16 protein-coding genes are annotated in these 12,928 nt (G+C 31.4%); 2 read left to right on the forward strand and 14 right to left on the reverse strand.

The genetic code is table 11. From position 1 onward, the window contains the following. Window positions 1-163: 163 nt before the first annotated feature. From E7Z81_RS04865 to hdrC, 6 genes are all read right to left on the reverse strand, one after another. Window positions 164-853, reverse strand: a complete 690-nt coding sequence (locus E7Z81_RS04865; protein WP_292744907.1) for a hypothetical protein — start codon at window positions 851-853, stop codon at window positions 164-166. A gap of 134 nt (window positions 854-987) precedes the next feature. Next, complete coding sequence (locus E7Z81_RS04870; RefSeq protein ID WP_292744909.1) at window positions 988-1,680, reverse strand: metallophosphoesterase; 693 nt, start codon at window positions 1,678-1,680, stop codon at window positions 988-990. Then, window positions 1,681-2,217 carry a DUF2096 domain-containing protein gene (locus E7Z81_RS04875; RefSeq protein ID WP_292744911.1) on the reverse strand — a complete coding sequence of 179 codons (537 nt, stop codon included), beginning with the start codon at window positions 2,215-2,217 and terminating at the stop codon, window positions 1,681-1,683. It abuts the gene before it with no gap. Further along, window positions 2,214-2,480 (reverse strand): DUF749 domain-containing protein, encoded by a 267-nt coding sequence (locus tag E7Z81_RS04880; protein ID WP_292744913.1) that lies wholly within the window; start codon window positions 2,478-2,480, stop codon window positions 2,214-2,216. Before E7Z81_RS04880 ends, E7Z81_RS04875 begins: the two co-directional genes overlap by 4 nt. 197 nt (window positions 2,481-2,677) lie before the next feature. Further along, window positions 2,678-3,565, reverse strand: coding sequence for a CoB--CoM heterodisulfide reductase subunit B (gene hdrB / locus E7Z81_RS04885; protein ID WP_292744915.1), 888 nt, complete (start codon window positions 3,563-3,565; stop codon window positions 2,678-2,680). A 21-nt stretch (window positions 3,566-3,586) separates the two neighbouring features. Next, window positions 3,587-4,579, reverse strand: a complete 993-nt coding sequence (hdrC, locus tag E7Z81_RS04890; protein WP_292744916.1) for a CoB--CoM heterodisulfide reductase subunit C — start codon at window positions 4,577-4,579, stop codon at window positions 3,587-3,589. A 183-nt stretch (window positions 4,580-4,762) separates the two neighbouring features. On the opposite strand from hdrC, the gene E7Z81_RS04895 reads away from it, so the two are divergent. After that, window positions 4,763-5,506 carry an archaeosine tRNA-ribosyltransferase gene (locus E7Z81_RS04895; protein WP_292744917.1) on the forward strand — a complete coding sequence of 248 codons (744 nt, stop codon included), beginning with the start codon at window positions 4,763-4,765 and terminating at the stop codon, window positions 5,504-5,506. Here the strand turns inward: E7Z81_RS04895 and E7Z81_RS04900 are convergent. The 5 genes from E7Z81_RS04900 to dph5 form a co-directional block, all read right to left on the reverse strand. Continuing rightward, window positions 5,490-5,912: a hypothetical protein gene (locus tag E7Z81_RS04900; protein WP_292744918.1), complete on the reverse strand. Its 423-nt coding sequence runs from the start codon at window positions 5,910-5,912 to the stop codon at window positions 5,490-5,492. The genes E7Z81_RS04895 and E7Z81_RS04900 overlap by 17 nt on opposite strands. Before the next feature lie 3 nt (window positions 5,913-5,915). Next, the gene (locus tag E7Z81_RS04905) at window positions 5,916-6,833 is read right to left on the reverse strand and encodes a hypothetical protein (RefSeq protein WP_292744919.1); all 918 of its coding nucleotides are present in this window, start codon (window positions 6,831-6,833) and stop codon (window positions 5,916-5,918) included. Window positions 6,834-6,912: 79 nt separating this feature from the next. Next, complete coding sequence (locus E7Z81_RS04910; RefSeq protein WP_292744920.1) at window positions 6,913-7,068, reverse strand: hypothetical protein; 156 nt, start codon at window positions 7,066-7,068, stop codon at window positions 6,913-6,915. A gap of 208 nt (window positions 7,069-7,276) precedes the next feature. Continuing rightward, window positions 7,277-7,705: a hypothetical protein gene (locus E7Z81_RS04915; protein ID WP_292744921.1), complete on the reverse strand. Its 429-nt coding sequence runs from the start codon at window positions 7,703-7,705 to the stop codon at window positions 7,277-7,279. Between the two features lie 594 nt (window positions 7,706-8,299). Then, window positions 8,300-9,091, reverse strand: a complete 792-nt coding sequence (gene dph5, locus E7Z81_RS04920) for a diphthine synthase (protein ID WP_292744922.1) — start codon at window positions 9,089-9,091, stop codon at window positions 8,300-8,302. A 35-nt stretch (window positions 9,092-9,126) separates the two neighbouring features. Between dph5 and E7Z81_RS04925 the strand changes: the two genes are divergently transcribed. Beyond that, window positions 9,127-10,128, forward strand: a complete 1,002-nt coding sequence (locus E7Z81_RS04925) for a class I SAM-dependent methyltransferase family protein (protein WP_292744923.1) — start codon at window positions 9,127-9,129, stop codon at window positions 10,126-10,128. A gap of 162 nt (window positions 10,129-10,290) precedes the next feature. On the opposite strand, the gene E7Z81_RS04930 is transcribed toward E7Z81_RS04925, so the two are convergent. From E7Z81_RS04930 to E7Z81_RS04940, 3 genes are all read right to left on the reverse strand, one after another. Beyond that, window positions 10,291-10,617: a hypothetical protein gene (locus E7Z81_RS04930; protein ID WP_292744924.1), complete on the reverse strand. Its 327-nt coding sequence runs from the start codon at window positions 10,615-10,617 to the stop codon at window positions 10,291-10,293. Window positions 10,618-10,774: 157 nt separating this feature from the next. Continuing rightward, window positions 10,775-11,707 (reverse strand): S-methyl-5-thioribose-1-phosphate isomerase, encoded by a 933-nt coding sequence (gene mtnA / locus E7Z81_RS04935; RefSeq protein ID WP_292744925.1) that lies wholly within the window; start codon window positions 11,705-11,707, stop codon window positions 10,775-10,777. A 209-nt stretch (window positions 11,708-11,916) separates the two neighbouring features. Further along, the gene (locus E7Z81_RS04940; RefSeq protein ID WP_292744926.1) at window positions 11,917-12,837 is read right to left on the reverse strand and encodes a manganese-dependent inorganic pyrophosphatase; all 921 of its coding nucleotides are present in this window, start codon (window positions 12,835-12,837) and stop codon (window positions 11,917-11,919) included. Window positions 12,838-12,928 lie beyond the last annotated feature (91 nt).

Consider the following 12,928-nt stretch of genomic DNA (forward strand, 5'->3'; position numbering starts at 1 on the left):
CAATTAAAATAAGAAAAAATTAAAAAAAATTAAAAAAAAAAACAAAATTCAACTAAAAATTTTGCGTCACATCCTCATTTTTAAAAAAAAATAAAAATAGTATTATACTAAATATTACTAAATAATCTTTTTTTCATGAAAGTTTGTTACCTGAATAGAAAAATCAATAAACAGGCAAATTATCAATAGTCCTGACCAAATCTATGGCTGTTAACGTCTTATTATACTGAGTGTCAATTTGAGCAGTCTCAAATAAAATAACGTTATGTCCCTTTTGATAAATAGGTATTGTTACCCATTCAGGGGAAGTTCCTGCATTGATTTTATATACCGGATAGCTTAGATTTTTACTTATGGCATTAGCGTATTCCATATTTACTGAGGATTTATTATCCATGACACCAACATATCTCTGCTTATCCCAGTAGCTTTCCATTTCATGAACATCAACAACAACATAAGGGTCATACCGCTCTATATCCGGAAGGACATATTCATTAGTCAGCAGTTCCCCCATATGTCTGTTGGTTGTGTAATCGCTTGTATTCATTCCACTGTCCTTAAAGTTAAGTTTAACGAAATATACAATGAATTTCTTATTAAGCATATTCTGTTTGGTGAAATTCATTATCGATTCATTTGTAGCATTATGAATGCCGCTTTCAAGACTATGGACACCTAATATTACTATTGCAGTATCGTTAGCTGATTCGTTTCCGCATACTATTTTATAAACAGTACCATTAGAGTTATTTCCGATTATTGTTGTATATTCATCTAAAGTTTCTGTGTTTTGTTTGATTGTAAAAGTAGATAATACTGCAAAAATAACAAGTAAAATTAATATAATCAATAAAATTTTAGTTAACTTTCTCATTACTTTATATTTTATCAACGATAGCATATAAAGTTAAATAAATTTTACTGAAATAAAGTAGAAATTTTTGAGTTTAAAGTTATAAACAAAAAAGAAAAAGAGAGATGAAATTACTCATCTAAAGAAATTAAACTTATATCATAGTTAGAACCGTCTATAACATCAATCAAGACAGCTCCATTATCTTTAAGCATACCTGGATTTGCTACATCAGTAGTAATTCCAATTTTACTGAGAGATTTAGCTTCGTGAATATGGCCGCAAATATTAATTTGAGGTTCAAATTCATGAATGGATTTTAAAATTCCCTGACTGCCCACGTGGTCTCCGCTTTCAAGTTTATCTGCTTCAGTATTGAATGGAGGGGCGTGAGTAACTAATATTTTTACCTTAGGAACATTTTCATTATAGACATAATCATAATTAGCTAATAATTCATAAACATCCCCGTAAATCTTATTGTCCTGTATTTCACCAGGAGTGTTGAACGGAGTTTCATTTGATCCGCCGTATCCGAATAGAATTGCATCACCGTATGCAATAATATTGTTATGTAAACAGAAAGAAACTTCATTAATAGCATTACAAATACCTTTAGGGTCACAATTACCAGGGATAGCTATTACATCTACACCGCATTCTGCAATTTTTTCAATGAAAGGGCCTACAAAGTCTAAAGGTCCGAAATCAGTAATATCTCCTAGAATTATAACTAAATCAATATCCTCATTATTATTTAAATAAGTGTATAAATTTTCGTTTTCTTCACCGTGAATATCACTTATTGCTAAAATTTTAGTCATTTAATCACCTTTTTGTTCTAAAAAGAAAGACCCCATTTCTTTCAAACCTACTTGTAAGTCAGGTTTATCTCCATGTAATTCAATTGTTACATCATCATCAAATTCAATAATAAGGCCATTCCATTCTGCAATTTCTTGAACTCTTTCTTCAGCTAAAGGTTTTAAAAGATTAATTCTACCAGTAGTTAAACCAGGGGGAGTATTGACCAAAAATTTGGAACGGGAGTCTGCAAATTCAAAAACTTCTTTACCTTGCATGACCTGTTTTAATAAATCAAGCCAATGATCAACATATTCTTCCCCTTCCTCTTCAGCGATAGTTATAAGAGTTGCCTGAATATTATTTAAAGACATTTCTGCATTAGCTAAACCATTAATCAAATCAGGATGGGAAGGATCTCTTTTATAAGAACTGATAGTTGATCTAATTAATCCCATCTCAGGGTTAATTCCTTTTGGAACCTCATATCCTCTTTTATGTAAATCTTTAAGGAGATGGTCCAGAACTAACCAATTTTGCTCTGATGGTAAGCTCATAAATGTCCACCTATAATTTTTAAAGTAGTATGATTGATTTTTGCATCAGCATCTTTTAATTCTTGTTCGATTTCACTAGTGCTAGTGTAAGAATCTAAGAATAATACGTGATGAGTGGAAGTTCCTGCAATATTTAAAATTGCTAATTCATCACTTGGTTTGAGTTCTCTTTTATCAATAGTTGCTTTAAATTGTACATATGGTTCATATTCTTCTGGAAGGTCTGCATATTTAAAAATACCGTCCAATGTTGCGACAAACATAATACACCTCTTTGAATATTTATTAGTTTTACATTTCTTATTAATCATATATAAAAGTACTTACGAATTATTCGTACCAATACAAACAAAAAAAATTAATGATAAAAAAAAGTTATCATAATAAATGATAACCCTCCGAAATGTCTTTTCAATGCCTCTAAAAAAATAAAAAAATAAAGGATTAAAAATCCTTAAATTTATTCACCTAATGCTTTTTTGATAGCAGGAGTTGCATCAATTTTTTGAGCATCAAAGGTTAATTCTTCAGCTGATAATCCCATAGCTAATCCGTATAATTGAGCTAAGTGGAATACAGGTAATGCAAAGTCAGTACCGTATTTTTCGTTTACTTCAGTTTGACCTTGGTCAAATTGTAAGTGACAGAATGGACATACGTTAACAATAGCATCTACGCCAGCTTCGGTCATGTGGTCGAGTTTTTCTTTAGTGAAACTAGTAGTTACATCTAAATCTCTGGATCTTAAACCTCCACCAGCACCACAGCACATCATTTTGTCTTTGTAGTCAACTGATTTAGCACCAGTGATTTCTACAAGGTCATCTAAAATAGATGGGTTTTCAGCTTGATCTTCAATACCAATAGTTTTAGTTGGTTTTAAGAAGTGGCAACCGTAGTGAACTGCAACATTTAAGTTTAAAGGTTTTTCGATTAATGAAGCTAATTTTTCGTAACCAACGTCGTCTCTTAAAATTTGAGCGAAGTGTTTTACGTTAATAGTACCTTTGTATTCTCTGCCGATTTCAGCTAAGTTTTTGTTAATTTCAGCTTTTTTCTCTTCGTCTTCTTTTAACATGTGGTTACATTCGAATAAGGAACCGAAACATCCGTTACATTCGGTCATGATGTCTGCACCCATGTCTTCAGCAAGAGTTAAGTTACGAGCTGCAATAGTAGCCCAGGTTTCTTCATCAAAAGAACCAAATACACCAGGAGCAGGACAACAAGATGCTCCTTCCATATCTTTTAATTCAATATCTAAAGCTTCAAATAATTTTCTGGTAGCTTTTTCTACACCAGGATAACGGTTGTTCATAATACAACCTAAGAAGTATGCAATTTCCATATTATAACTCTCCTAATAAATTTATTCTTTTAATCCGCCGGTTGCTTCGTCGTAACCAATTAATTCATCGAAACCAGTGATTTTACATATTTTTTGTACTTCAGCTAATGCTTCTGGATAAGCATGGGTTGTTGGTGGTATTTCTGAAAGACCAATTTTTGCTCTTAATGCTTTGGTAGCATCGTTGATTGGTACACCGTGTCCGGTGTTCATTACAAATACACCAGTCATTTTGTGAGGTTTTGCCATGTAACCTGCATGAGCTGCAATGTTACGTGCTTTTTTGATAATTTCTACGATTTTTACACTTCTAAGACATCTTTCTTGACAAGTGTAACAAGTAGTACACATCCATAAAGCGTCGTCAGTGATAACTTCTTCTTTTAATCCTAATAAACATTTTCTGACGATTTGTCTTACTTTGTATGGAGTTCTTCTTCCAGATGGACAACTACCACTACAGGTACCACATTGGAAACAGTGTTTAACAGTTTCAATACCTGCGTCAATAAATTCAGCAGTGAAATCTGGATCACGGTTACTATCATTTAATAATTCTTTATCAGTCAATAAAGTCATATTATCTCTCTCTTTATCATTTTTGTTTGAATCTTCTTTAACTTCTTCGACGTCTTCTTCAACTACTTCTTCTGGTTCCTCAATAGCTTCAACTTCCTCAGGAACTTCTTCAGCTTCCTCAGCTTCAACAGGTTCCTCAACAGCTTCAACTTCCTCAGGAACTTCTTCCACAATTTCTTCAGCTTCAGTAGTTTCAGCAACTTTTTCTTCAACTAAAGTTTCGACATCCTTTTTAAAAGTTAAACTTTTTTTATCGTCTTCGGACTTAACTGAAATTGATTCAGTTGTTTTAGTTCCAGTAACGATACCGTCATTTAGATTTTGTGAAGATGTACTTTTGACATCATCAGATGTGTTTGATACATCATTACTGATGTCTTTTACTTCTTTATCATTTTCTCCGAATAGAGATTTTAAACGATTTATTATAGACATTGAAAACACACCTCGGATTCATGGGATTAGCACCCTTAAATCCTTAATAATACTCTTAAAAATATGATATATAAAGGTTACTAAATTTTTCATAGGTGTAATCAAAAAGGTTACAGCAGATAAAAAATTTATATTAACCTAAACATTGTAAATATAATATAACAACAAATAGGAAAGACGCAAATGATAAAAAAATTTGAAATAAAATCCCATGACGGACCTGGAAGAATAGGAAAAACAGACGGTAAACTCACCCCAAGAATATTTTATAAAGACGAATTGAATATAGCTCCAAATGAAGGGTCTGCATATAATGTCGATAGGGAAATTGCAGAATTCAACGTTAAAGAAACATTAAAGCTTGCAAAAGAAAATGTGGACACATGCGATATCGCAGTCATTCAGGGATCCAAATACCTGGATTTAAGAATCAAATGTCTAAAAAAATTGGAAGAAATCGGATACAACGGATTCATTATAGCAAACGGAGATGCATTATTAACAAATCCAAGAGATCTTGTTGAGCTAATCGTCAATCTTAAAAAAGAGGCCAAAAAAAGCAGTTATTTCATTTATTCATTTGCGGAATTATCATTTATGCCTATTTTAACATATATGGGAATAGACGGATTTTTATCAGATTCCACAAATTATTACAGCCACCTTAATGTTTTACAAACTCCAACAAAATCCTACGATTTAAACAGCTATCCTATTTATGAAGACATCACCCAGGAAGAACTGGAAAATAAAAATATTGAAAATATGGAATTTGTAATCAAGGAGATTCATGCACACATGAAAAATAAGTCATTGAGAAACCTTGTAGAGGAACGCTCTGGAACTACTCCGCAAAACATCTCAACATTAAAAATATTGGACAGAACCTGCATGGATTACTTGCTGGAATTTACACAGTTATTTTAAATGAATCAATCATATTCTTAAATTCGCGTTCGGATTCTCCTGAAACATCCAGAGTTCTCATTTCAAATATATAAATTACTTTATTTTCAATGAAAACATATGTATGAATATCAAAATTTATTTCAGGAGTGTCCATATTGGCATGAAGCTTGATTGCATCTTTTCCTGCAATTTTTACAAAATCCGAAGAGATTATTACCCCTCCATCATCTGAAATTGCATCTTCCATGAAAATTTTATATCCGTCCAAATCTGTAGCTGTCGGAAACATGACTGCATTAATTAAATTTTCCTCACCTTTGGACAAAGTGGCTACACAATCAGGATTGGACAATATGTCTGCTTTTTCAGCTTCCCATGAATCAGGATATTCGAAAGTAAGTTGGCCAGTGTTAAAAGTTCTCATGAATTAATCCTCTTTTTTTGATGAAACTACAATTGTTTCTGGTTCTTCTTCAATAGTGTCAATATATTTGGAAAATGGTTCTGGAAGTTTTGGCATTACTTCTTTTAGAATTTCAGCGGCATCGAGCTCCAAAGCCTGACCGGAAAGCAAATGTTCAACATCAAAGTCAAAATCAAATGGCTTGAGCAAATCATCAATCGGCACCCTCAGATTAATGTTCTTTTTATTGAGAATCATTTTAAGTGTACTTGTGTTTCTGATTTGTTCGTTCATGTCTTCAACTGTTGCCCTTATATCATATGCTATTGCCTTATTTTTTTCATTGACTTCATGTTTGGATTTTTCTATTGATTTTTCCAAACCTTCAACAAGTGCAACATTTCTGCGATTGATGTTATCTCTTGCTTCATCGATGACTACGTTGATTGCATTTAAAATTGATTTGTTGAGCTCCACATTGTATGCCAGAATCATTTTATTCTTGTAATCCAATTCCTTAAAAATAGCTACTCTTTCATCATCGATTTTGGTAATCTTTTTATTCAATTCATGAATTTCATCTTTTGCTTTTAAAAGTTCTTCCTTATCACTAAGCTGTTCCTTAAGTGAATCAACATCATCAAAAAATGAACCCTTGAGAGTTTGAATCTGTTCTTGTAAAGTTTCAATTAGCTCATCCTTTTCCTGAATGGTCTGATTGAACTCGTTGAGCTTTTCATCTGAAATTTGATTTTCAATTAAATCCTGATAATCCTTTTGAGCCAATACTTTAACTAGTTCATTATCTTCAAAAGGATCTTCTTTTTTAAGACTTACCTGTTTTTGTTGAGATTCTTTTTCAACAACATTACCATCTTTGTCTTTACTATTGTATTTTTTAGTATAAACTCGAACGGTTCTTAATTCTTCATCACTTTCCATTATTAACACCACTCTATAATAATAAATAGTAGAGTTTTATTTAAATAGTTAATGATAAAAAAAGAAAAAAAGAGAAAAATTATTTATCCTCTTTCTCAATCCATAACAACATTGCCTCTTCAATCGCTTTGGAATACCATCCAGTTTTAAATAACATCTTACTTGAGGCCAATCTGCGAAAATTCAAGTCAATGTCATTATTGACACTAATTGTTACGCGTTTGTTTTTAGACATACTTTTAAGTTGTTTAAAGTAGTTAATAAATATATTAGTATTCTTTCAGGTCATTTTAACATGAATAATTAAAAATTAACATTATAAAATAAAAAAACAAATGATTTTAACAGGATTTGTAATTTATTTAAATATATTTCTTCAACATGCCTGTCTGTTGAATTTACGTCAAAATGTGTATTTTCTTTTTAATAAAATCGCTAAAAGATTATGCCAAACCAGTGCCGATAATCTCCTGAGTGACAAAAGTAACATTTTCTACATAGAATACAGCAGGATATTTATTGCCCAAATCATGATTTTCAATTACATCCCCTTCAAAGTGATTGTAAATGTAAACATCAGTTATTCCAGGGTCTTTAGGAATTTTTTCAGCATCCTCAATACTCATTATGACAATTTGATCATTTCCAAAGAAAACACTTTTATTTCCTAATGATTCCATCCACTTTATAGTTTCTACATCACATCCACTATATTTAGGACCAAGCATTGTATCATTAACAAAACGGCTTAACTGAGTATTACCTGAAGAAACATTGAATGACAATCGTTCACCCGATTTATCCATTACATCAGAATTATCAGTTAGATTTAAATTAATCATTATTGACAATGCCACTATAACTATAACCATGGCAATAATTAATTTTTTGTTATCTTTTAAACATGAATTTAGAAAACCTATTAATTTTGCTAAAATGCCCATATACTTATTTTATTTTATGATTAAATAAAATTTCTTTAAAAAAAACAACCAGATAGTTCAGGCTTAAATTAACTTTCAAAAAATCAAATAAAAACATTTATATAATATTAAAATATAAGTATTATACGATGTGAATTGAATTTCATATTTGTACATGACACAATTCAACCATTTTATAATCTCCAAAATGATTAGAATATGTTTCATTTAGGAAGTAGTGGATTAAAACTACTTCCAAAACTCCCCCCTTTTTTACAACAATTTACATATAAATTAAAAATGTGTAACCATATATTTTTTAAAAAAATCGATAGGACTTCTTTTATAAAAATAAACAACATTTTTTCAGAATAAAATAAAAATATTTAAATAGGATTAAAATAAAAATAATAATCGATGTGAAGTATATTTCATATCTTTATGAACATCAGTCAATCATTTTATAATCTCCAAAATGTTACAAAAATGTTCGAAATCTCGGAAGTAGGAAGACACTACTTCCCAACTCCCCCTTTTTTTAAATTAAACATCATCAAGAATGCTTGGGTCCGCTCCGGCAATTTCTACCAAATATTCTGCTTCGACAATGTGAAGCTTGGACGGAATTACAATACAGTGAAGAGGTCCGCCGAAATCAAAATCAATCAACTGCTTAATTTTACCCGCCTTGACACAAACATCCTTGGAACCGACACGGGCAATTCCCATTGCCAATGTGTCTTCATCAATCAAACCTTCATGGTCAAGATTATCCTTAATGTTCATAAGATATTCCAAACCCTGATTGACAGTCATATAACGGTCCTTATGAGCTTGAATATCCAGTAAAACTAAAGTATGCAAATCCATTTTAAGATTTTCTTCAATGGCTTCATAAGGGGATTTCGGATAAAAATTATAGTCCGGGAAAGGAATGGTTGTTACCTTACCGAATTTATATCCCTGAAGACCTGAAATTGCAGGTGCTGAAGATAAAATTGAGGAGCCGTGAATAACCTCATAATCAATTCCCTTCTTAGAGCACTGCACTAAAAAATCACTATGAGTTGTTGCAATCAAAGGATCGCCCCCGGTAATCAAAGCAACATCTAAGCTTTTTGCCTCTTCGATAAATTTATGTTCTTCTTCAACTTCATTTCTAACCAAAACTTCAATTTCCTTACCGATCAATTCTTCAATAGCTTCAAAACTGGACCCGAATAATCTTGAAGTAAAAAACTCAGCATAAATTTTATCAACATTTTTTAAACATTCTAAACCTTTAAGAGATATATCTTTCTCATCAAATAATCCTAAACCCACTAAATAAAACATATAAATTATATAAGAATTTAAACATAATAAATGTTATGAAATGCGTAAAAGTTCCATTAAAACAATTAAATGACACCCGTTTAAAACTAATGGAAATCGGTCAAATGAATATGGACTATAAAATTAAAGCAGCTGATGATTACGGTTATATTCCATTAAATGGAGATGTCGAGGGTTATGAAATTGTAGATATTGAATTAGAACCTATGAAAAAAGTTCCCCACAATTTTTCTGAAATACTTAAAGATGAGTTAACACCTGAGGAAATAGAAAATTTAAGAACATCCTTTGATACAATTGGAGACATTGTTATTTTAGAGATTCCTGATGATTTATTATCCAAAAAACAAATAATAGGTGAAGCCGCACTTAAATTCACTAAAAAACAAGCCATTTACATGAAAAATAGTGCAATTAAAGGAACAATACGCATTAGAGATTTGGAATTTTTAGCGGGAACAGATGATTCAATAACCATTCACAAGGAACATGGAGTAAGGCTGAAATTGGACGTTAAAGAAGTATACTTTTCACCAAGACTTGCAACCGAAAGAATTCGTGTAAGCAATAGCGTAAAAGATGGTGAAAAAATACTTGACATGTTCTGTGGAATCGGACCATTTCCTATTTTAATAGCTAAAAATCATGATGTGGACATAACAGCAGTTGACATTAATGAAGCCGCAATAAAATATTTAAATGAAAATATCAAACTTAACAAATTAAAAGGTACTGTCAAAACATATTGTGGTGATGTGAGACAGGTCAGCGAATCATTTAATTGCAAGTTCGACAGGATTATCATGAACCTTCCAGGTCTTGCATACACTTTCCTTGATGTTGCTGTTAATTTAATTGAAGATGGTGGAATAATTAATTATTATGAGTTCTCAGATTCATATGAACAGGGAATAAAACGATTAACTCATGCAGTTAGTAAAGCCGGAAAAGAAGTTGAAATTATAAACACCCGTAAAGTTAAATCAACATCCCCCGGAGAGTGGCATGTTGCAATCGACGGAAAAGTCAAAGGCTAAATCCTATTCAATTTAGACAATATTTTTAATATGTGGAACTTGAATTTTAATGTTTATTAAATCCGCATTAACTCATCAAAGCTAAAAAAAATATTAAATTAAATATTAACAACAATTATGTTAATGTAAAAAAAAGAAAGAAAGAAAAAAATTCTTTCAAAATTAGAACTGGATTCTGTTACCAGTCCAATCGTCATCATCATTGAAAGCATCAGCTTTCTTTTCATCTTCGATATATTGTTCAATATCCCTATATAATTTAACTCTGAATATATCCGGATAAGCGATATATAACATGTCTCCATTTGCACTGGTTTCTTTCATATAGGTTTCTTCAAACTCAATGATGCAATCGGTATCTTTATTAAAATGATGAACTTCATTTGCACATAAAATTTTAAAATGTACAAAATCATCTTTTAATAATTCTTTAACTAAATCCTTGATTAAAGGTGGGTAATTTGTTGCCTTGCTACTTTTTATCTCCATTATATCTCCTCAAAACATTGCACTTTGAAATTTATGTCATTACTCCACGTAATTTTCATCAAAAAACTTAAAATAATTCAAGTCCTCGATGGGCTTGTTGTAGAAATGTTATATACTATTTTAAATTTTATTGTTTAAATACTTAACATGACACATTTTAGATTGGGTCAATTATTCCTTTTTCAGTAATAATTCCGGTAATTAACTCCTTTGGAGTTATATCAAATGCAGGATTTATAACCTCTGTTCCTTCAGGACAAATTCTAGCTCCACCATAGTATCTTACTTCATCACCGTCACGTTCTTCAATAACAGTATCAAAAATTGATATTTCATTATCAAAAGTAGAATACGGAGCAGCCACATAAAATGGAATATCATGATGCTTTGCTGCAAGAGCGACCATAAATGATCCAACTTTGTTAACAACACCACCTTTTGCAATCCTATCTGCACCAATGACAACTTTATCAATCATTCCCTGAGACATCAAGTATCCTGATGCAACATCAGGTATTAACTTAACCGGAATGTTTTCCTGCTGCATTTCCCAAACACTTAAGCTTGCACCCTGTCCACGTGGACGGGTTTCATCACATATTACATTAATGTTCTTTCCAGCATCCCTTGCTGCTCTAAAAACACCCAATGCAGTTCCATAATCAACACAGGCCAAAGCACCAGCATTGCAATGAGTTAAAACTGTGTCACCATCATCAATTATTTCGGCACCGTACTTTCCAATAGCTCTATTGGTGGCCATATCCTCTTCATACATTTTTAAAGCTTCACTGAGAGCATCTTCATTGCTGTTCAATACTCTATCAACAGCCCAGAATAAGTTCACAGCTGTTGGTCTTGCAGCTTTAACTTCTTTGGCCGCCATTTGTAAATCAACACCTTCCAAATCAGCAAGTGCCATTGCAAAACCTGCAGCCACACCAATAGCCGGAGCGCCTCGAACAGTCATATTTTTAATTGCTACAATAACGTCCCGATAATTATCACACCAAACATAGGTTAACTCATCGGGAAGTTTTCTTTGGTCAATAAGTTTTAGTTTATTATCTTCCCATTCAAGTGTTTTCATATTAACACCTTTAAAAAAAATAGAATAATAAAAAAAGCATAATTAAATGTTAGTTTCTAATTTTGTTTATTGCTTTGAGCATTTTTTTATAATTATGCTTTTTTTGAAAATATCCTCACGGATTGATTAGAGACGTATTATTAAATACATCTATTATTAACTTATCTATTACTCATTTATAAATTTATACATTTTTAGTATTGCCAAATTCATGCATTTTCTGTCATGATTGGCACTACTTGTTTTTTACGGGAGACAACACCTTCAAGCAATGCAGTGTTATCTTCTAATTTTACGCCGTATGCTTTTTCAACAAGACCAGAATCTTTACCTAAAACAATAACTTGGGAATTACTGTTTACAATGTCAGTTATCAATAACATGAACAAATCTAATTCTTCGTCTTCGATAATTTTTTCGATTCCTGCTTCCAAATCATCTTTCATTGCCATTACATCAGAAATATCTGCGGTATTTACCTGGTTGACAATTGATTTTACATCTTTAAAGTCAATTTGTTTTGCATCTAATGCTAAAATTTCTTCAATAGTGAAACTGCTTAAATCAGTTCCGGCTTTAAGCATTTCTAAACCGTATTCTTCAGCATCAACTTCAGCGATTTTAGCAAGTTTTTCAACAGCTTTAATATCATCATCAGTTGTTGTTGGAGATTTTAAAAGTAAAGTGTCAGATATAATAGCTGACAGCATTAAGGTAGCTATTTCTTTTGTAATTTCAACACCATTTTCTTCATATAATTTGCATAAAATAGTTTCGGTACAACCTACCGGTTCAAACCTTAAAAATAAAGGATAAGAAGTTTCCAAAGCTAATTTATGATGGTCAACAATTTTTAAAATATTTACATTTTCTAAATTGTCTATGGATTCTGCAGGAGAATTGTGATCTACCAAAATAACGTTTGCACCATCTTCAATACTTTCTAAAAGTTCAGGTGCTTCAATATCTAAATAATTTAAAATGAATTCAGTTTCTTTATTAATATTTCCTAATCTGTAAGCTTGAGCTTCAGAATTTCCTAATTCTTTTTCTAAATTAGCCATAACAATACTTGATGTTATAGTATCACTATCAGGACTTTTATGTCCAAAAACATAAGTTTTAACCATATTATCGTTTCCTTTTTTCATAAATTTATAAAATTAATATCAATATCAGTTATTAATTTATCTTTTTCATCAATAATTAATATTGCTATTG

Source organism: Methanobrevibacter sp., from assembly GCF_015062935.1.
Taxonomy (GTDB): Archaea; Methanobacteriota; Methanobacteria; order Methanobacteriales; family Methanobacteriaceae; genus Methanocatella.

Excerpts from the sequence above, each read along its gene's own strand:
- hdrB (WP_292744915.1), bottom strand. The coding sequence starts at position 3,565 with ATGGAAATTGCATACTTCTTAGGTTGTATTATGAACAACCGTTATCCT.
- E7Z81_RS04930 (WP_292744924.1), bottom strand. The coding sequence starts at position 10,617 with ATGGAGATAAAAAGTAGCAAGGCAACAAATTACCCACCTTTAATCAAG.
- E7Z81_RS04905 (WP_292744919.1), bottom strand. The coding sequence starts at position 6,833 with ATGGAAAGTGATGAAGAATTAAGAACCGTTCGAGTTTATACTAAAAAA.
- E7Z81_RS04870 (WP_292744909.1), bottom strand. The coding sequence starts at position 1,680 with ATGACTAAAATTTTAGCAATAAGTGATATTCACGGTGAAGAAAACGAA.
- E7Z81_RS04895 (WP_292744917.1), top strand. The coding sequence starts at position 4,763 with ATGATAAAAAAATTTGAAATAAAATCCCATGACGGACCTGGAAGAATA.
- E7Z81_RS04915 (WP_292744921.1), bottom strand. The coding sequence starts at position 7,705 with ATGGTTATAGTTATAGTGGCATTGTCAATAATGATTAATTTAAATCTA.
- dph5 (WP_292744922.1), bottom strand. The coding sequence starts at position 9,091 with ATGTTTTATTTAGTGGGTTTAGGATTATTTGATGAGAAAGATATATCT.
- E7Z81_RS04880 (WP_292744913.1), bottom strand. The coding sequence starts at position 2,480 with ATGTTTGTCGCAACATTGGACGGTATTTTTAAATATGCAGACCTTCCA.
- E7Z81_RS04940 (WP_292744926.1), bottom strand. The coding sequence starts at position 12,837 with ATGGTTAAAACTTATGTTTTTGGACATAAAAGTCCTGATAGTGATACT.
- E7Z81_RS04910 (WP_292744920.1), bottom strand. The coding sequence starts at position 7,068 with ATGTCTAAAAACAAACGCGTAACAATTAGTGTCAATAATGACATTGAC.
- E7Z81_RS04925 (WP_292744923.1), top strand. The coding sequence starts at position 9,127 with ATGAAATGCGTAAAAGTTCCATTAAAACAATTAAATGACACCCGTTTA.
- mtnA (WP_292744925.1), bottom strand. The coding sequence starts at position 11,707 with ATGAAAACACTTGAATGGGAAGATAATAAACTAAAACTTATTGACCAA.
- hdrC (WP_292744916.1), bottom strand. The coding sequence starts at position 4,579 with ATGTCTATAATAAATCGTTTAAAATCTCTATTCGGAGAAAATGATAAA.
- E7Z81_RS04900 (WP_292744918.1), bottom strand. The coding sequence starts at position 5,912 with ATGAGAACTTTTAACACTGGCCAACTTACTTTCGAATATCCTGATTCA.
- E7Z81_RS04875 (WP_292744911.1), bottom strand. The coding sequence starts at position 2,217 with ATGAGCTTACCATCAGAGCAAAATTGGTTAGTTCTGGACCATCTCCTT.